At 38.8% G+C, this 21,012-nt stretch carries 11 protein-coding genes; 2 read left to right on the top strand and 9 right to left on the bottom strand.

The genetic code is table 11. The features are described from left to right. Positions 1-61: 61 nt before the first annotated feature. From ACFOUY_RS19070 to folE, 5 genes are read right to left on the bottom strand one after another with little or no spacing between them, the layout of a single operon-like run. Entirely contained in the window at positions 62-679 is a 618-nt protein-coding gene (locus ACFOUY_RS19070; RefSeq protein ID WP_378962860.1) for a MarR family winged helix-turn-helix transcriptional regulator, read from the bottom strand. Positions 680-736: 57 nt separating this feature from the next. After that, complete coding sequence (locus ACFOUY_RS19065; RefSeq protein ID WP_378962859.1) at positions 737-1,993, bottom strand: NAD(P)/FAD-dependent oxidoreductase; 1,257 nt, start codon at positions 1,991-1,993, stop codon at positions 737-739. 9 nt (positions 1,994-2,002) lie between these two features. Continuing rightward, entirely contained in the window at positions 2,003-2,632 is a 630-nt protein-coding gene (locus tag ACFOUY_RS19060; protein WP_378962858.1) for a flavin reductase family protein, read from the bottom strand. 3 nt (positions 2,633-2,635) lie between these two features. After that, positions 2,636-3,355 carry an SDR family NAD(P)-dependent oxidoreductase gene (locus ACFOUY_RS19055; RefSeq protein WP_378962857.1) on the bottom strand — a complete coding sequence of 240 codons (720 nt, stop codon included), beginning with the start codon at positions 3,353-3,355 and terminating at the stop codon, positions 2,636-2,638. Then, positions 3,352-3,993 (bottom strand): GTP cyclohydrolase I FolE, encoded by a 642-nt coding sequence (gene folE, locus ACFOUY_RS19050; RefSeq protein ID WP_378962856.1) that lies wholly within the window; start codon positions 3,991-3,993, stop codon positions 3,352-3,354. The genes ACFOUY_RS19055 and folE overlap by 4 nt, the downstream gene beginning before the upstream one ends. 1,276 nt (positions 3,994-5,269) lie before the next feature. Between folE and ACFOUY_RS19045 the strand changes: the two genes are divergently transcribed. Together ACFOUY_RS19045 and ACFOUY_RS19040 are read left to right on the top strand one after the other, a co-directional pair. After that, a complete protein-coding gene (locus ACFOUY_RS19045; RefSeq protein WP_378962855.1) occupies positions 5,270-5,413 on the top strand; it encodes a DUF389 domain-containing protein in 144 nt (47 codons plus the stop codon). 29 nt (positions 5,414-5,442) lie between these two features. Next, positions 5,443-6,414: a DUF389 domain-containing protein gene (locus tag ACFOUY_RS19040; protein WP_378962898.1), complete on the top strand. Its 972-nt coding sequence runs from the start codon at positions 5,443-5,445 to the stop codon at positions 6,412-6,414. A gap of 687 nt (positions 6,415-7,101) precedes the next feature. Here the strand turns inward: ACFOUY_RS19040 and ACFOUY_RS19035 are convergent. The 4 genes from ACFOUY_RS19035 to ACFOUY_RS19020 are packed head-to-tail and all read right to left on the bottom strand — an operon-like array spanning position 7,102 to position 20,420. Then, entirely contained in the window at positions 7,102-8,874 is a 1,773-nt protein-coding gene (locus tag ACFOUY_RS19035) for a hypothetical protein (RefSeq protein ID WP_378962854.1), read from the bottom strand. Next, complete coding sequence (locus tag ACFOUY_RS19030; RefSeq protein ID WP_378962853.1) at positions 8,871-13,784, bottom strand: hypothetical protein; 4,914 nt, start codon at positions 13,782-13,784, stop codon at positions 8,871-8,873. The genes ACFOUY_RS19035 and ACFOUY_RS19030 overlap by 4 nt, the downstream gene beginning before the upstream one ends. A 19-nt stretch (positions 13,785-13,803) precedes the next feature. Then, on the bottom strand, positions 13,804-17,016 hold the full coding sequence (locus tag ACFOUY_RS19025; RefSeq protein WP_378962852.1) for a hypothetical protein: 3,213 nt from the start codon (positions 17,014-17,016) through the stop codon (positions 13,804-13,806). Between the two features lie 2 nt (positions 17,017-17,018). Beyond that, a complete protein-coding gene (locus ACFOUY_RS19020) occupies positions 17,019-20,420 on the bottom strand; it encodes a DUF6603 domain-containing protein (protein ID WP_378962851.1) in 3,402 nt (1,133 codons plus the stop codon). Positions 20,421-21,012: the final 592 nt, after the last annotated feature.

The raw sequence follows: 21,012 nt of genomic DNA, 5'->3' as shown, positions 1-21,012 counted from the left end.
AATTCGGTTCATTGTGTAGTTATGTAGTGAATAGGTCTGCACCGCAGGCTTAATGCCTTGTTTAGATTGGCCTTTCAAGCGAACGCTCATAATGGAAGTCTTCGAGCTTGAGCAGAAGCCCGATAAGTTCGAGTTTTTCTTCTCGGGATAGGGGCTGAGTCACCTTCGCTGATGCGAGCTTGATGTTCTCGATGCTTTTACCAAGTTCTGCTCTGCCTTTTGGGGTGACGTGAATAATCCGGGCTCTTTTGTCGCTGTCTGTGCCCTGCTGCTCTACCAGGCCTTTTTCTATGAGCCTGTTAATGATCAGTGTCCCGGTTGCTTTCTCATGGATGTTGGCTTTGATGAGCGCTGTTTTGCTCATGTTGCCACCGGAAGATAGGGTAATGAGGTAAATGAATTCATCGGGTGTTGAAAAGGGGCTCCCGGCAACCGCTGTCTTCGCGTGAAGCCTGGCGTAACGGTAAAGATGTACCAGGGAAGTATTGATTACGCTGTCTGCCGAGCGGCCGTTTGTCTTTCCCTCCCATATGGGCTCATCCTGTGGGAGCGGTGTTTTGTTTTTATTTTCCACGTTCAGCCAGTCAAGGAAAGAAAAGATATCCTCTTTTGGATGCGTAGCGCTGCCTTCGTATTTTTTGACAAGCGTAAGAAGCTCACCGATAAGGTTGTACATCATGGTCTTTGATTTTGTTTTTTTGTTTATCCTTTTTTCCTAAGGAGATTTATCAGTTTGCTATTTGCCGGCTGCTTTAAGTATTTCTTCCACAACTATTGAGGCGCTCTTCATTGCGCCGTTTATCGATCCGTTAAGCATGTGGTCCCCGCAGAGGAAGACGTTATGACGGCGGTATATTTCCCGGTCCATTGCGTTATGGGTGGTTTTGTTTTGAGGAAGGGCATGGGATATATCGTAACTAGCCAGTAGTTTCCAGTCTTTTGAGTCCGGGTACCATTGCGCAAGCTCTTTTCTAACCTTTTCTTCTAAATGTTTTCCAGATGCTTTCTGCTCTGTTTTCAACGAAACCGATATCAGTGACTTGCCGATAGGCGCATAGAAGGGAGAAATATGATCCATAAAGGCGATGTTGTTGATAACCTGCCCATGAAGGGCGTTGAGTGCAATCTGTCTGGTGACCGGCGTTTTTTTCTGCGCTGCAAAATACAGGGTATGGGCCGGTTTCCAGATCTGGCCAGGCTGTTGGTCGATTTTATCTTGACCAAACAGGCTTTTGGGCTCTGTTGCGATAATGATGCTGCCGGCAGAAAATGCCATCCCTGAGCTATTATAGGCTATGCCGTTTTCTATTTTCTCTATTCTTTCATGCAGCAGCAGTTCTTCGCTGTCCAGGCATTCAGAAAGCTGTTTTGAGATTTCGCCCATGCCGAGTGCGGGCACTGCAGCAGATCCTTCGCTGAGCATTTTGAATACAAATTCAAACATTCTGCTTGATGTCTCTAAACTGCTTTCTAAAAAGATTCCGGAAAAAAATGGCCTGAAGAATTTTTTAATGAATATTTCGCTGAAGCCCAGATCTCTTAAATGGCTGAGCGTATCGGTTTCTTTTTTTTCGAATATTTCCTCTACCGTGTTAAATGACAGGCTGAACTTTAGCTTTAAAAGGCGCAGCTTGTCTCCAAGGGTGCCTACAGGGGAAAACAGTGTTTTCAGCAGCATCTTGGGTGCACGTAATGGATCCCCGATTTTATGGGTTCCGGAGGCATCAAGAATCTCTGCGCCGGGGATAAAGCTCCTTAGGTTAAGCTTTTTGTAATCGAGAAGCTTTTTAGCCTCTGGGTAAGCGGTGAGCAGGATCTGGAAACCGCGGTCCAGAATAAATCCGTCCTTAAGGTCGCTTCTGACCCGGCCTCCGATTGCGTTAGATGCCTCGATGACCAGAACGCGCTTTCCCGCCTGCTTTAAAAGTTTGGCAGCGGAAAGCCCGGCAATTCCGGCGCCGATGATTAGCACATCTGTTGTTTTTTGTTCCATGGGGTTGCTTTAGATCCGTTGCGTTGGGATGCCGGGTTTTGCGTAGCTGAGTCTGGCTAGGTGCTTGGTGGTATGATAGCTGTCCAGACCGCTTACTGTTACCGTCCCTGCTTTTTCATGGTCGATGAATCCATCCTTAGCTATAAATTGGCTGTTCATACTGATGTGGACGACTTCGCCAATCACCAGCGTTGTATTATTTATTTTGATGGGCTGAATTTCCCTTAAATTGAGCGCTATACGGATGGTGGACTCTGCTACAAATGGGGCATCAAATCCGGTAATGAAGAGTTCGGTCAGCCCGCATTCCACAAATTCAGAGAAACCGCTTTCGTATCTTGCGCTGCTCTGGTGCGCCTGCTCAAAAAAGTCAGGGGTTACGTTGTTCATGGTATATGTTCCGGTGCGTTCGATGTTGCTCAGCGTATCGTGGTTTTGTGATTTTGGGCGGAATATAACACCTAAAAGCGCTGGAGATGAGCCTAGGTGTACGACGGAACTGAAAAGTCCGAGGTTGCTATGCCCGTCTTTGCCCGTGGTGCCAATGAGCTGCAGGCATTTATAGCCGTTGAGTGAATTGATGAGTGAAGTGCGGTAGCTGCGCTCCATCTTCGAAATTGAAAGACTTGTGATATCCATGAATTAAAGATTAGTCCTTAAACTTCCCATTCCCCCGTCTACGGGTAGGATTTGCCCGGTTATCCAGCTGCTTTCCGATGAGAGCAGAAATGCGACCGCTGCGCTGATGTCTGCCGGCTCCCCGTATTTTCCTAGCGGATGCCTTTTTTTTGATGCCTCCATTTTTTCCGGTGTATTGAGCAGCTTTTCCGATAGAGGGGTATCGGTGAGTGAGGGGGAGACTACATTGACCCTGATTTGGTTGGAGCTGAGTTCTGCTGCCAGCGATACGGCCAGGCCTTCTATCGCTGACTTTGATGCTGCTGTACTGGCATGGAATCCCATTCCCGTTCTTGCAGCTACTGAGCTGATCAGTACAATCGAGGAGGAGCCTGCATTTTTTAGTGCTTTGAGCGAAAGTTGTATGGTTTTAGTAGCGCCGACAACGTTTAGCCGGAAATCTTCCATCAGATCGCTTTCCGTTATTCTTGGAAAGGGCTTCAGGTTGATATTGCCTACGCAGTACACAAGTCCGTGGAGTACCTCTGGTAGAAAAGATGAAAGTGAATCCATATTTTCAAGCACATCAATCTGCAGATAGTGGACAGATTCCGGCCAGCGTTCCGAGCGGCCTCTGGAGGCTGTGTAAACGTTAGCACCCTGTTTTGATAGGAGCTGTAAAAGGTCCAGTCCGATGCCTGAACTTGCGCCTATGATGAGTATGTTTTTGTCCTGGAATCTCATTGGCCTATGTATCTTAAAAATTCGTTTCTAATGTCGGGGTCCTTAAATTTTCCACTGTAAGAGCTGGTCACTGTTGAGCTGCCGGCATCCTGGATCCCCCGGGAGGAAACGCAGTGATGGCTGGCATCAACGATTACCGCAACATCCTGGGTTCCCATCACCCGTTTGATCTCTTCCGCTATTTGGATGGTGAGCCGTTCCTGTACCTGCGGCCTTCGTGAATAATATTGCACGATGCGGTTAAGTTTGGAAAGGCCTATCACTTTTCCATTGCTGATATAGGCAACATGCGCCTTACCGGTAATGGGTACGAAATGGTGCTCGCAGTTACTGAAAACAGCGATATTCTTTTCCACCAGCATCTCGCTATAGCGGTAGGGGTTTTCAAAAAGGGTAGCAACGGGCTTATTGATGGGGTTCAATCCGCTGAATATTTCCTTGACATACATTTTTGCAATCCTGCCCGGAGTTCCCTTCAGGCTATCATCACTGAGGTCTAGGCCAAGGATTTCCATTATACTGGTGAAGTGTTCACTGATCAGGGAAATCTTGGTCTCATCGTCCATTTCGAAGGCGTCTGCCTTGAGCGGTGTGCTGAAATGTTCCTTTTCAATTTCTGCTAGTTGCTGTTCTGGCATATTTATATATAGTGTATTTTTGTACTAAGTTAGAATATAAAAGTATATTAATATATTAAATACAGGTTTAACTCCATTCGCTTTGTTTTTTTAAAATCCTATGACTTAATAAAAAGGTTCATAGCCCGTACGCAGTCTGTTTTGGAATTATCGGCTTTTCTAATTTCGATGCCAGTATCCTTGATCAACCGTTTGTTGTTCCAAGTTTTAAGGCTAGCTTTTCGATCAAAGGCATAGCTTTGTTCCATGTTTTCCAGACTTTGATGCGCGAGGGGTTGGAGTGAATATTGAAGATCCTGGTGATGAGCACCTCAATGTTATTTCTGCAGGAAAGTCCTGTAGCCATATTTTAATGAAGTTCTGCACTTTATTGTTAGATTGGTGAAGGGGAATAGGTATGACGGGGCTATAGCTTTTTGGAAATGAATTGTGAGAAAATAGCTGTGATATACATCTCATTATCACCATTAACCGATAAGATGAAAGCCATTGCTTAAATATTCCTTCATTAGCTGATGATTTTGGTCTAATGCTAAGTGTAAGCGGCAACGTGATATAGCATATTTCCAACAAATTGATGAGTATTTGGTGGTAGAGGTTCGAGATGTGTATAAGTTTAACAGGGGATTCATGCGCTTTTTAGCTGTTGATATATCAGGTCAGATTTGGGCAGCGCTTTTCTGGTGTTTGTATAAGTTTTGTGCAAATTTATGCCAAGGCAATATGCTTTGGTAAACGAGAACTTTATTCTTTGGCAAAATGTTCTTGAATTTCTCGGAAATTTCATCAGGGTAGCTTTTAGACAAATCCTTAGCAAGATATCTGGTTCTGTTGCTAAATATATTTATGGATGTCTATAACTAAAACATTAATGCCTTAATCAGCAAGAAAGAGATATTAAGCGAGCTTTAAGATCTGCTTTTAATATTTTCCTGTTTTAAACTCGTTTTAGTTAAGGAAGTATTTTTTATCTAAAACCATTAAAAATTTTAAGGAGAAGTTAAGGTACAAGCGCTAGCTTTAAATAATTATTCCTTAATTTCGGGAAGATCTAAGATTAAATTTAGGCAATTGGATAATAGGATATCAAATGGGGAATAAAAAGAACGGTCTTTCGGCCTAATTAAGGGCTTTTTTAATCAGTCGTTTCAGCCTACAGCTCGATAATGCCAACGAGGACGAAGTAGTTGCTTCCATCACTAAGAACTCAGTATTTGTAGGTGGTAATCTCTGGACACTGATTTTTGCTATCATCATAGCATCTGTTGTTTTAAATATGAATTCAACAGCAGTTGTCATTGGAGCCATGCTAATTTCTCCCCTTATGGGTCCAATTATGGGAATTGGGCTTGGAATAGGGACAAATGATTTTGAGCTTGTTAAAATGGGGGGCGAAACCTACTTATCGCAACAATCATAAGCATAGCCACATCGACACTATATTTTTAAATCACACCGCTGCATGATGCGCAAAGTGAGCTGCTTGCTCGAACAACACCTTCAACATGGGACGTTTTGATTGCATTTGCCGGTGGACTCGCAGGCATTATCGCTATGACACGCCGTGAAAAAAGCAATGTTATTCCCGGGGTTGCTATTGCCACTGCGCTAATGCCTCCATTATGTACTGCTGGATTTGGCCTTGCAAATGGTAATTGGCTTTATTTTCTTGGCGCTATATACTTGTTTTTTATTAATAGCCTGTTCATCTGCATCTCAACTTATCTGATCGTTCGGTTTCTTCATTTTGAAAAGAAACATTTTGAAGACAGTGATACAGAAAGGAAGGTTTCCCGTTATATATTGATAAGCGTACTCATAACAATTCTGCCAAGTATTTATCTTGCTTACGGTATCGTGGATAAGAGCATTTTCGAAAATAATGCTCAGGCATTTGTAAGGGAGCAATTCGCTTTTAGAAACACGCAGGTTGTTAGCAAGAATTTTCACTACACTTCAAAATCTAAAGAAATAGATTTACTGCTTATAGGCTATGAACTTCCGGACACCACAATTTTAAATATTAAAAACAGGCTTAAGAATTATAAGTTAACGGGAACTAAACTTATCATCCGGCAAGGCCTCAGTGCTAAGCAAGAAGTTGATTTTTCACAAATTAAGGCTAGCATTATGGAAGACGTTTTCAAGCGTGATACTGCGGAAATGAGAATGCTTCCCCCCGATAAACTCAATCCTCCTCTACCAGATATATCAGGTGAACTGACGGCATTATTTCCTGTTTTAAAATCATACAGCCTTGATAATGTAGTTTACAAAAATCTTGATAGCGGAAATCTTGATACTATTACATTATTTAATGGAATAATAAACAAAAAGCTATCGGATGTAGATAAAGAAAAACTTCAGAAATGGCTTAGGAAACGATTTAATACGGAGTCCTTGAAAGTAGTTATACAGTAGAGAATTGATCTTAGCCTTACTGGAAATTTGATTAGCTGGGTAAATTTATTAAGAAGTATCCAACGATTGTTCTGCATTGTCACCCACCGTTGACAAGGGAAAGAAGAAAATAACCATTAGATTATTTGTTAAGCTTGTGATCAAAAAAACTCACCAGAATAACATTATCAAACTATGAATTTGAGTTTTAATCTTCAGATACGAGACCTCGAGGCTTGCCTCGGCGTTGTTTATTAAAAAAAAATATTTTATATAATTTGCTGATAAATGACCGCCGATAGACCGATTAGAATAAACAATATCAATCTTGCCATTCTCGTTGATTAAAAATTCAGCACCAATTAAATTAGCGTGGCCGTCCTGTTCAAACTTCCGTGTAGATAACTTTTTGTCTTGTTCGGCCTTGCTGATAACATCTTTGTGGGTGGCTGATCACAATTTGATCATGCTGTGTTTCTATGGCATATTTTTCATCAAAACCGGGTGCAAAGATACTGGTCCATCATCAGAAGTCATTATTCACCATCATCCTTTTTTTTAAGAATTTTCGAAAAATTCCCTATTTCAATCAATTCAGACACAAAATGGTTCGAATTACGCACAGCCACTTACCCATTTTAAGAAAAGTGTCTTAGGAGATCCCTAAGGCACTTTCTTTTTATTCAAATTTCTATTTTTTCATTAAATCTATTTCTTAGCGTCAACTATTTGGTCAAAAGCTAAGTTACTACTTCCTTCTCCTCGTCCGGTTTGTCTGTATCTACCAATCCAATTGTAGGTTTTGCCATTGTACCATCTTGTTCTTTGCCAAGCCCGACTAATAACTGTACCAGAGTAGGGGATTTCTTCCTCATTAATAAAGTATGGAGCGACTTGTTCCGTTAAAATAACGCCCTTGGCTTTAACTGTATCAATGGGAGGTGAACCAAGTTTTGGCATTGAAGCTCTTTGAAAATGAATGTCCTGATTGCTACCTGGTAACTGAACCGGAAGAAAAGGAATCCAGTTTTCGGGTACGGTGTTGCCTAATTTATAATTAATTAAGGTATTTGATTGCGGCAAAGGATCTGGCAAAACATTATCTTTATTTGCAGCATCATGGCCGCTGATACCGATACCTGTTCCATCAGGAATAACTTCTTCAATTCCCCAAACCATATTTGCCATTTCATCACGTATAAAGTTAACTTGCTCTAGCGGTGCGCTTTGTAATGAATTGGCTAATGTAGAAGGCAGAAAGAATTGCCTGTTGTAACTTCCGATATGATCTTTGTTGCTCAAATTGAACATACTCCAGCGCTGCCATTGCTGATCTAATCCTGCATCGGCTGCCTGAATTAGCGTGCGATCTCCGAATACATCTTTTACAACAAAACCATCAATTTCGCAAAGGGTATTTGTTTTCATTCTGTAAGGAATTACAAACCAATCGTTACCATATACTAAACCGAATTCGGCAAACAATAGCAGGAGTTGGTCTGTAGTTTTGGCGTTTAGCGTTCCGAAATTTATTGTCCTGTCTTCCATTTCCCAGAAACGTTGGTTTGGCATGCCTTTAAAAGTTGTTGCTGTTGGAATAAACGAAATTGCACTTTCTGTAGTTAAATTCGGTTCATAATCAGGTTGGTCTACATTTAATTCTCTTTGATTTAGATTCACATCAAAGTTATACCAATCCAAATTTCCGTTGTAGTATTCCGGACTTTCTAAAACAAGATGAGTTCCATCTGCCTTAGGTGCAGCCGTTGTGAAACCATAACTGAGTTTTTGTCCATTCCATGCTTTTTCAATATCGGTTTCGGGTTGGGTATAAACGCGTTGATACCAACTTTTAAGATCATTGATGATGTTATCTATAGTTGGCTGGTCCGTAGCAGAAATACCAACTTTACTACTAAAACTTCCATCAAAAACATCAGCCAATAAAAGTTCTCCATTGATTGAGCGTTTTATTGTGCTTTTTAATAGTTGTTTACTGCTTTCCTGATTCGTAAAATCAGGATTTTTATCTTCCGTTAGCGGATATTTAGTTAAATAAACTGCAAAATATGCCGATTTTAATACCGGGCTATGCAAGCTTAAAAAGTATTGTGAAACCTGAATTTTTAAGGCTAAGCTAAATGGAACTTGCTCTCTTTCAACCTGAGCTTCCATCGGAATCTCATCGCTATATATTTTTGCCAGGTTTTGTTGCAAAGCCATTCTGTCTATATGGAGTTGCTTAGTAATTAATCTGGCATCAATTGCAGAACCAGCATCTTCACTTTCAAACTCACCCATTTGCCATTGCCTTGTTAAAAACCATAACCCATCATGTACAGCAGCTTTTAGACTTTCGCTAAAATTTTCTGTTCGCGGTCTTGGTTCAAGGCGGTTATAGGCTGTGATAGATGAAACCCTATAATCTTTAAACAAGACATCCGGCGAGAATTGTTTGATTTGGTCGCTTAGTTGAATCATGGTAATTTTATTTTAGTTTCCAGATGTTTAACATTTAAAAATTTTTCGGTTAGATTCAACGAATAATCTAAAGAGATATTGGTGAAACGGCTTGCACTAAATTCAGCCATAGTAGCCGGAAGCAAGGTTGTTAAGTTCGGCATTGTATCAACATCATCGGGTTCAATTGCACGTTCTTTAGCTCGCTGGAAAGTATTTAATATTGTATTTGTTAAATCATTCCAATCCCATTTACCAGTTTCATTTGGGCTAACGGCTAATAAAATAGCTTGTGGCGGACTACTATTTGGCTGATTGTAATTAAACGTAATTCCACTCACTTCTTCTCGATTGGGAATGGTTTCTGTCCACTCATCAAGCAATAATCCGCTTTGAGCGTTATTGGCGTTAAATCCCTGTGGCGCATAATGAACGTAAGCAATTGTGTCGTTCAGTAATTCTGTATTTTTCGGGAATTCGACCGAAAGCCAATTATCATTCTTTTTGTAGGGAAGCTGCAAAGGTTTTCCCTTCAATTCTTCCTGATTAAAGTTATCATGAAGCAATCTAACCATTTCAAGTGTATGCATTTTTTCACGAACTAAAGATGCGCTGTGTAAGAACTCGGCAACAGGTAATTTCATGCCTAAACCTGCATTTTCACCTGCAGGAGGATTTACAGCACTTTTAGCGTAGGTTAATAATTCTTCAGATGAAGCATTTGCGGCTACCATTTCAGTTTTATTACTGAAACTAAATTTTGGAATAACGGTAAAGTTTTCGCCTAATATGGTCTGAATCATTTTAATTAGCTTCTTGCTTTCCTGTTCAATTTCTCCTGATGGATTTAATTTTGCGTTTTGAGATAAATAAGACTGCTGCACTTCAATTAATCTTAACAGAACTGTTTTTCCTTGTTCGATAAGCACATTTGCAGCGTCTGCACCTTTATCGAATGCAGTATTGGGAAAAGCGAAATTAAAATGAATATCTGCAATTTCTTTAAGTTTTACCCTTAAACTTTCAAGCGTAGTATCGGTTAGGCTAATTTGTATTGCACTAAGCGTATTCTGAAGTGTTTGAATGGCTGCTTCTAAGTGATTCTGATATAGGCCTGCTGTTTTGCTTTTAAGTTCTGTTAAATCTATCTCAGTAGGATTAGTATTTGCCGGAGTTTCTGTAACTGAAGTAGAAACAAAATCTACTGCATTAAGTGGGCGACTATTGCCAATTAACTGGCGGATGTAGTTCGCAAATGGTAAAATTTCTGCAAAGGATTTCTTCGATAAATCGTTCGGACTACCACTATCAGAAAATAGTATGTTAACTAAGGTATTATCAGGCAGAAGTTTCGATCTGAGGAAGAAATAACGTATCCGACTTTCTAATTCTGATGCACCAGAAGTTTCCAATTTATTTCTGATGAGTAAAACGAAATCTAAAGGTTGTAAATTTAAATCTTCCAGACTTACCGTTTGATTGATTACATTATTAGCTGAATCTTTTGCTGTAACTAAACAAATTATATCGGCAGGATCGCCTAATAATTGTCCAATCCAATGATTTAAAGCAGGCTCAATTATCGATTTTGCACTTAATTCTACGTTCGGCCAAGGGTTTGTAGAAAGCGTGGCATCAAAAGTTAAAACTATTCTATTTGTAAATGTCATTTGTGTGCTTCGGGCAGTATTAATCACTTCCACTTCAGGTGGGATGTTTCCGTTAGAAATGGATTGCATAACTGCCGCTGCCCGTTCAAAATTACCAGTGGCCATTTGGTAAGCGCTTTCTGCTGTAAGTAAATCTTTAAGTGCATCAAGCGTGTTTTCCAAATTACTTTTTTCGAATTCCAAAGCTTTAATTTGTTCGGCGTTTAGCGTTGGTAAATTGGTTAAACCAAACGGAAAAGGCAATATTACGTTGGCCAGAGCCAAGCCATTTACAACCTCGTAATTATCCGTTATTTCTTCTGGTCCGGTTGTATTTCCTTCTTGCGGAATTTTAGTTTTCTTAATAGGAAATGCTTTTCTAAAATCGGGTTTTAACTGGTTTAATATTACCGGATTTGCTTTTTTAGTGCTCCAATCGTGCAAACCACGTTCAAACTGATAACCAAGTAAAGCCTCAAGCGTTTGTCCGTTTCTAATACCTTCTAATATAGCTTTTGCCCTGCGAACCCTTTCTGATGAAAGATTAACGGAAAGCAAATCTGCATCGCCTTGATGCGCATGGGTTAAATAACCGTTACGAAGTATTGCTGCTGCCGTTGCATGATTTAAACTTGGCGCATGCACATATCCACCATTTTCATTTTCAACATAAAGATTATCTTCTCCTTCTCTAAGTGTTTCGGGTAAAGAGGCTTCTGCTATTTTTTTTCGGGTGTTGCGCATTTTAACATTTTCCAAATACCCGTAGCTTCCTAAATATAAGCCTGTTTTGCGTTCTTTTACCCCTGAACTTATGTTTCTCTGACTTACAATTCGTTGGTCGAAAAGAGAGGTTTGCCAACTATCTAAGCGGTAGCTAAGCGTATCCACATGTTCGATAAATGCTCTTTGCAAACGTGCAGTTGGCAAATCTTTTAAAATGTTCAGTGCCCACTTATTTTCCTTTAAATTGTTGGTGATGCTTAAATCTACAACAGCTTTATGAACATGATTAAATAATGAAGCACCAGACTGCTCTGTATTTATGAGTTTGTTTACTGGTGCCTTATAAATCTCCCACGGACTTACAGAAGCTGATGTGCTCATGTTCATAAACTTTCTGCTTTGCAGCAATTCTGATGCATGGATATTTTTAGTCGCTAAAAATTTAAAAATGCTGTGGTTGGTTTCCAGCAATAATCCGTTTTTTAGCATCATAAATAGGAGAGAAGTAGGTTTATCCTTATCGCCAAAATCCTGCTTTTCTAAATTAGTTTCGTTATCGAGGTTGGCAAGTAACCAATCAATGTAATTTAAATCGACATCTTTCTCGTAAGGTTTTATTTTTTCTTCTTCAGATAAAGGTTGGGTATCTACAAGGTTGTGTTTATCTAATCTGGTATTATAATGTTGAAATATAATTTCGAGCAGCATTGGCGGTGTCTTTTTTACACCGTTTTCCTTCTGCGTTTTATATCCCCAAGATTTTAACAGCATATTCAAATGCGAAGCGTTAATTGCCATCATCATGGTATCAGCAAAGTATTTTCCACCCATCATGAATTTCTCCATGTTTTCTATGTAACTATAACTATATCCTTTACGCTGAAAGAACTCTACAGATGAAGGATGTAAGCCAAGGATTTTTAGCAGTGCTGCACCCGCATCTCCATTTTTTGTAATCTGCGGTAAATAATCGGCTTTATCTTTCCATTGAGCCGCCATATAAGTTAATATCTGATACATTTTTACATAAAATGCATCACTGTTATTGGGCGAATTGAATGCGATATGTTCAAATCGTGAAGGCTGATATACCCAAGTATCGAAGTTGCTGGTTACAATTATGCCATAAGGTTGATTTCCTACACGAATTGAAGGTAACGGACCTCTTCCACTAACGTAATTTATAAAATGGTATCTCAATAATTCTTTATCGGTCTCATCTAATACACCATTAAGCATTGTGGTTACAAAATAACCTAGCGTACCAGGTTGCAAAGCAGTATTCATCGCGATAGCTTCACTGTGGTCGGTAATGTTACTATTATATACCGATTGGAAAACTTCATAGCTGACACCAAAATACTCAGCAAGCCTTTGTCCATCAGTAGCTTCTTTAAAATTATCTGACGGTTTGAACAATGCTTGGTCATTCTCTACCTGAAGTATAAAATCTTCTATCGATTGCTGACTTTGGTAACCAGAATCTTCAGCTTCGGTATTATTAGTTGGTGTACCTTGCTTAAGTAGCGATAAACCTTCTTCGCTATATTTATGATTATCAATTAAAGCTTCGAATAATTCCTTCCCATCATTTTCATCTGCTGAGCTTTTTAAGCCTACAACCAACAATTGGTCGTACCCAAGTTTTACATCTTCATCACGCTGTGGAATAATAAAACCTAAGCCTTGTTCTACAGCGATATCAAAATCTGCCATCCAGGCAAAATCTTCTCCATATTGAATGCGATTTTCTTGATCATCTCTGGTAAAAGATGGGTCGTTTTCATCTACAATAGGTGCAGGACCAACAATTACAATATCCTTTATTTGACGGCCAACCGAACGGTGAACTTCCTTGCCTGCTCTGTAGCCCATTAAAACGAAACGATCTGGCAATACATTTGTATGTGGCGCTTTTGTCCAGCTATCTGGCTTAGTTTCAGCATCAGCGAAAATTAAATCTTCTGCTGAGGTTAAATCTGCCCGCTGTTCCCAATTGGTTGGTTTTGTGCTTTTAGCTACCCAAGCCGCTCTATTTCCTCCAAATTCTTTCCAAATGTTTTTCCATGCGTTGTTTGTAAGTTCTTTATTATTAGTAGTTTGAAATAGTATTTGCCAGTGTTTTTGCCCAAATTTTAGCTCGCTTTCTGTAAGCATCTGCTCATGAGTAATTATCGAAATATCATCAGGATAAACTCGAACCAAAAGTTGTGTACCTCTAAGCGTTTGTCTGTATTTGGTTTCTAACCTAACAGGAAATAAGTTTATCGGAATGTCATCTTGCCATTCTTCTATAAGTTGTTCTGGCTGTTGTTTTAAGTGTAACCGTTCGATAACCTGATTGGTTAAGGAAGCAGTATCTTTTTTTTCTGCGCTAAGTTTCTCAATTTGAGCTTTTAATTCTCTAAGCTGCGCTTGATATTTTTCATTAGGATTAGCTTTATTCTTGCGCTCCAAATTAATGTATGCCATTTGCAGTTTATACAATTCACCCGCTGCTCTATTTCTTTGCGCTTTAACCTCTTTAATTTCTTTTAGTGATTCAAGATATCCCATAATCGTATTAATTTTCGGGTTATATACTTTTTAACATTTCTTTTGCATGTACGGCAATCATTACGGGTTTTTGATATAGGATGTGCCCCATTCGAGCTGAATTTTGTCCCCAATCATCCACATTTTCTGGCGCTGCGGGTTTGAAATCGTTGTTAGGTTTAACATCAATATTTATAAAACCATTCTGTGGATTATACTTATCCCAGCTCAAATCATCCCAACTTACTTTATCGCCACTTTTTTCAAAGTTTATGTCCATGCCGAAACGAGGTTCGCCAGGTATTTGCTGAATGATGAAATACCAACCCCAATCATCAGATTCAATTTTGGGTTCATCTTTACCTTTTGCTTGTGGTAAAGTTAAATCAAAGCCAAAGAATTTTATATCTGGGTTTATCTCTGCCTTAAACATTGGGAATTTAATTTCCGAAGCCATTTCTGCAGTTGTAGCCACAGGTTGAATAATTGGCTGTTTAGTCGAATCAATTACACCGTTGGCATCTTTAAAAATATGTGCTTTCTGCGCATAGATAATTGTGTTCGGGTATTTTTTAAGTAACTCACCTCTAACTACTAATACCACCTGTTCTCCATCCGGAGCTTTTCTTTTAGGGTGTGTGCCCAATGCACTGTTGCTATACCATTTATCAATTGGTTGTATGTCCTTAAATTCTTCCTTAAGCTGGTTTGGATCGAGGTTATTATGGTTGCTTATAATGCCTTTTACATCCCAAAATTGTCTAAAGTAGCTTCCTCTTTTATCTGTTGGATATTCTCTCCAAAGTAATTCTTTGCCAAATTCGTGGTTTAGCCCAACCATGTACGACTCGATAAACTCTGGATTTGTAACCAACAAAGAAATGGTATTTTGAGGAATGAGCTGTAAGTTCGGAATCAACAACTCAGAAGAAATATCTCTAAGCTTTTCGTACATAGGCTCCGGCATATCGGGATAAGCCATGGCCGGTACCAGATTTTCAAAATTAAAAAGCCAGTTTTTATTAAACGTATAAATTACAAATGATGCCAGCATTTTAGGAAAAACTTTACGAGGGTCTATTGCTTCCTGTAGTTTTAATTGCGCATTATCCATATCAAAACGCGTAAACGTTTTCTCAGGCGTTTTTATGGCTTCTCTGTTGTTTAAATTTATTGCTGCTGCCCGGAAATTTGCAGCTTCTACACTATCTTTTCCATTGATGCCTGGTGTGTAAGTACCTACAAATTGGTAGGATAAACCATCAGCATCCGCCGTAGTCTCTTTAGTTTCGGTTGTTACCTTAGTATCGCCATTATTGGTCTCAACAATTAGCGGATTACTTTCGCTAAAAATAAAATCTGGTTGTTCTGGCAATTGTTCCAATGTTTCTGCCATTACCTCCGGATTATTTAAATCCTTTGGATTAACAGGAATGGACTTCATTTTAAGGAGTTTGAAATACGCACCAATAGTTGCGACTGCAGCAATAATGCATAAATACCAGTCGCCAGTTATAATCCCGAAGATTAGAATCAGTATCAAAAGCAGAATTAAGCTAATCAGTAAATTATTTAAAATCCACGCAAGAATTGGGTTATGATTTTTGCCAGGAATTGTATTAAGCTTTTCATCTACAGTTGGCAATCCAACTGGAATTATTTTAGGAGGTGCTGCGGTAATTTTACCATCATTTATATCTGTAAGTAAACCATTGTGTGTAAAGGTTGGATTTGTAAGTGCAATCTTTTTAAAGAACGGCCCACGCGGTCTAAGTATTCTACGTAAGGTAGCGCTTACTGCTGCTGCAGGTAATAAGCTGTCTTCTAATTGGTATTGCAGTGTAGTAGGTGAGCCTTTAACTTTTTTAAGTAGGGGAGATAAAAATAGTATGGACTGCCCAGAAGTGAGCTTACTTGTAAACTTTGTTTTTATAACCTGGCTCACATTCATTGCAAAGGCAACAAACTTAATTTTTATATTAGCTTTTTTTACTGCTTCTACCTGTTTCCAGGCATCGGCAACATATTTTTCCTGGTCTTTTTGAATAACGTTAGTTCCAAAGCCGGCGGCAACCCTGTTTCTTGGATCTTTATTTAGCTCGTGCAGCCAGCCACTTTTTTCTGTATCAATTTCATTAGTAAGTGCATGGTTTTGCCCATAAATTGGCGGACTAACAACCGGATCGATAACTGTATTTGACGCTTTTTTGAGCGTTTCAGGGAAATTTAGAATTGATTCTAGCTGATTAAAAAATGGTTTTACAGTATCTAATTGTTTAGGTTCTGAAACTGTTGTTGGCGCTTTTAAGGCACCCTCTAATCCAATTATATTTAATGTTGAGGTTTGACCAATGTCTGTACCTTCTGTCATGCCAAAACCTGGTATGCTGCCTTCCATGTCCCGAATGCCCAAACGGGAATCCATAATTCTCGGTTCTAAAATTTTTACAAGCGATTCAAAATCCTGGTTTTCTCCGGTTTTGAAGAACCAATGATAATAAACCGGGAACTCGATGTTATCTGTGGCACCATTCCAAGAGGCTTGCTGGGCATCAATACTTGCGTTATCTAAGCCCAAACCAGAAAGTCTACCAGTTTCAAATGCAGGAATCAAAAATGCCCGATACGCTGTATTACTATCAAGTTTCCTTGGGCACATTAACCTTCCAATAATTTGGTCGCTGTTTGGGTTATCTAAATCGTTAAGTGTTTTTAAGAAGGCTTCGAACTCGGTTGTCGAGTCGTGGCCTTCGTTTACATGTACATGGCTCCATGCCCATATTTGATTGGCAGGCGGTAAACTATTCGCATTTTTAACAGTAACAGATGGTAACGGTAACCTTTTTTCGTTAAAAGTAAATTCACCATTTGGTTGTTCCCCATCTTTTAATACAATTAGCGAAAGCCATGGTCTGAGTTTATCGCCATTTGCCTTAGCCGGTGTATATCTCCACAAAAAATCTTCATCATAAAATTCTATAAAGGGCAAATAATTGGGTTCAAAATTGGTAATCCAATTTAGTGGTTCAGTACGCACTACCATCGCCGGATTTATTCCAATAATATCACCAGGACCAAGTAACTGAAAGCTTTTTGGTTCTATGTAGTCGTTTACTTTAACCTCAATGTTAACTTCAGATCGAAGCGGTCCAGAGGTTGCTCCATTTCCAAGATTATCTTCAGTAGTAATACGACCACCAATGCCTTTACGCAGCCAAGAGCCAAAGGTATATTTTGCAACTTTTATACTCATTTTTAGTTTAGTTCAAATTGTGAAACTACTTGTAAATGATTCTTTAATGCCGGATTTTTTCTTAACAGTTCATCATGCAAAGCATAGGCTTCTGCTTCAGAATTTAAGCTGTTAGTGCCGCTAAAGGCAGTTAAATCTTTTGTATTAACTATGCTATATAATCCGGTGTTCAATTCTACTTTGGCAGGCTTAATTGCAGCAATTTTGTTACTAACGGAATAAGCATTTTTACTGATGGCATTACCTTTAGAGAAGATATTAAAAACCTTATCTAATAGCTTGAAACCAGCAACTTTTATTATAAAAGCAATGCCTTTTTTACGATGAACATAGCTTAACTCATACACTACTTCCTTTTGTAGTTCTTTACCATGTAGCACCTCATTAGTCGTTTGGAATCTGATACCGCTTTTCATCCGCTCAAACGATTTTCTAGAGAGCTTTTCGCTATCTTTTAGTTTGATGAAATTTCCAATTGCAAATTCTTCCTGTGTGGGTTGGGTTTCAGAATTGTCTGTTACAGAAAGTGTAAATTTAGTATCAGGTGATGGTTTATTATGACCAAACTTATTGATTTCCATGTCTAAAGGCGTAACCTTTTGGCTCAGCGATAGAATTGTGAACGGATGGATGATTATTTTTCCATCAAGAAGCTCAAGTTTGCGTAAAGAAACATTAGTATTTGTATTGGCAGGTAAATCAGCTTTCCAATTACGGTCGTCTTTTATTGCCTCAATAATAAGTTTTTTTACATCTATCGATTCTTCTAATTGAGGTGGTGCCTGCTCGCCCCAACTTACATCAAATTTAACGCTTACTTTTACAAATAATATTTTTAAGCTGGCTTTACCAAGTGCTCGCCAAGGAGTTGGTCCACTAAGTTGGCCGGCTAGGTGTATTCCGGCAATTTCACTGCTACCACGACGAAGCGCAATACCAGCTTCAATTTGTGCAATAAAATAGAAAGGGTTAAATTGTACCAATAAATCATATCCCAAATAACCAAAAACATTAAAACCGCAAGCTTCGGCGTAAAGTTCTACACGGGCACCAGATTGTACGGTATTTGAGGTTACAGCAAAATATGTAGCTACGCTAATTCGAGGGTTTTTACCTGAAAGCAAGGAAATGGTTATGCGTTTCATGTTCCTTAAATCGGTTGGCACTTCGTTAAATGCCGGGTGAAATCCACCAACTGATAAAACAAAAATTGGATTGTCCCCCCATCCAATTCGCAAGGCCATTTCTCCTGTAAGGGTAAAAGCCATGAGGCGAGAATCGTATAGAACAGCATTAAAAGAAATACCCTGACTAAAATCGATAATGCCTAAAAAGTTAACCTGTAATTTTAATAATGGAGCTTCTTCGGTTGGAAGGATGCAGCGTAAAACACCTAGTATAATTATTTTAGTTGCCGGAATATCGATAATGATACCCATTTCTAATGAGATTAGGGTAGGTGTACCCCAACCGATTTTAGCCATTGGCGCAATAATGAATGTTCCTTTTGATATAGGAAAAACCTGCTGCAAATCGCTAATAATTCGGGTAATGTTATTTACAATATCTTGTGGAAATAAAATGCTGTTTACTGCACCAGTTCTGATTCCCTCTTTTAAGGCTTCTACTTCTGTGCGTCGGTTAACAGCTAATAATCCACCAACATCAACAAGGGTAAAGCCGAAACCAAGTTGAATTGGTACAAACTCAGCTGTAATCAAGATTAGTAATGCAAATCCCTCGCTACCATCCGGCATTTTTGTAGAGATAATAGCAATGGCTTTAAGGTCGATAAAACCTTGAAAAGAAAGTTCGAGTGCGCCAATGTATTCGCCTTTCTCTACATTAATACCTAAGAAACCTCCCCCTTTAATTACGCCAGTATCAATTGATAAGCCGATACGTGATGGTGGTACGAAACCTGTACCTAAATTGGCAAAAGCCATGTTTCCTTCTAAATTATCAGGGAAATTTATAGGGAAATCAGTGCCAATGCCATCTATAACTGCAACTAACGGACCTAAGTTCGTTTTAATGATTACGCTTAGGCCGACATTTAGCGCATCATTTTTAAAGCCTAATCTAAAATATAAGCCTTCTATAAGCAATAAAGCTAAATCGATGTGGAGGGGGATTAATACTTCAAGCCCACCGCTTCCTTCTAAACGAAGCCCGTTCGCAGCATCCCAATTTGCTTTCAAATCAAAATTGGCTTCTGTTTTTACATTTGATAGTAGCGTTTTAATAAAACCATCTCCACCTGAAAAATCCATAATTAGCTTTCCACCTTCAATAGCTACCTGAATAAGAGGGACAACTTTGGTTGTTCCATTTTCTACAGCTGTATTCAGAGATAGACTTGCCTTAATGGTCTTAGTCTCCAGTCGCGTTCCTTCTGTTAATCCTAATAACATGAAAGCTTGATTGTTGCTTTTCTTGGCTATTAGAGATAATGTAGTATCTATTGAAGCAGCGCCAGTTGCTGGTTGTAAAGTTAATTGCAAAGGATATTGCAGTTTACCTTTCAACCCGGCATTAAACGAACGGGTATTTTGTATCCTTGCTTTCCATAAGTCAGAAACTGGATAACTTTTGTCGAAGGTATTGTTGCCACTTACCTTTGCTTCAAATTTAATTCCAGGTGGATTAATAGAAGCATCTAACTCAGCCTCGAAGTAATCAGATTTTAAAACTAACGGCCCTGAACCTATTTGTGCAATTTCAGCAGGAATACCTAAGCTGATAAGTAAGGCTCTTGTTCTTTCTAAAATTTCTTTACCAGTAAAAGAAGATAAGCCAAGTTTATAGGTTTCCTGTAAATAAGCCTGTGGATTAGAAAGTATTTGTAAAAGTCTGTTTAAATATACTCTGCGGGGAATAAGTCTTGGAAGTGGTGTGTTTAAAACCATCCCTGTGGGTAAGGTAATTTCTTTATCGATTGCACCAATTAGGTTTAGCGAACGAGTGAATAATGGTAAATGTTCTTCTAGATAACCCACAAGGCAGTATTCTAATATTCTGAGAGGAAGTTTATCCGCAAGTGTTTTGAGGTCTGTTTGTACATTTGCAGGTAAACCAAGTATTGCTGTGTTTAATGCAATACCTAATTCTTTAATTTTTACCAGAACATCAGTAATTTTCTTAATTAATTTAGCGCCATCTGCGATAATATTAGGAATATTATCAGTGTTAATAGACGTTTCCAAAGCAGTTATTAAAGCAGGTAATTCATTAGCCAAAGTTTTTACTTCGGCAAGTTTGCTAATAATACCAGCATTATTTTCGATGCTTTGGGGTAATGGAACACCAAGTTTTGCAAACAAATCGGGTGTTAGCAAACTGGAAAGCGGTTTAAGTGCTTTTCCTAATGCTAGAGTTATGGATTCAATTGTACCTGCTGCCATAAACATTGAATTTTTAGGTTACAACTTCGATTAAGAAAACGCATTTATTTTGCGTTACTCAATACAAGTATTAAAAATGCTTACTAACCTATATAAATTGACTGTGTGTTTTTTTTCTGGCATCGGAAATAAAATGAATAATAAATATTCACTTTTTTAAGAATTGAAGCTGACTAAGAAGACGTACACTAATGTAGTTGACTAAATGTTAAAAACCAAATAAAACTTAATATTTTTTTATATAAAATATTGACGCTCATTTGTTTTGTCTAAAATATCGTGAGCAAAGAAAATGTATTAAATATCCATTAGAATATTTTTATGAGCTAAATTTTTCTCCTAAACTAGAATAAGCAATAACAACCACCTTTCATTCTTCAACGTTCTGGCTTGATTGATCACATTGTTGCACATTCCTTTGTTTCTCATTATCCGCCAGTGAATTTTAGAAAGTATTTCTTCTTTGGGGGAAATTGTTCATTGTATACATTAAATCGATATTCCAGATTGCCTTTTCTTTGATGATGGAAAAGGCTGTCCGCTCTTGGACAGAAGATGTTCGTTATCGAACAGTTATAGCTCGCCAATAGCA

Origin of the sequence: Pedobacter jamesrossensis, assembly GCF_042650905.1 — a bacterium.
Taxonomy (GTDB): Bacteria; Bacteroidota; Bacteroidia; order Sphingobacteriales; family Sphingobacteriaceae; genus Pedobacter; species Pedobacter jamesrossensis.
The sequence above is the reverse complement of the archived record's forward strand: the minus strand, read 5'-3'. Positions and strand labels throughout refer to the sequence as shown.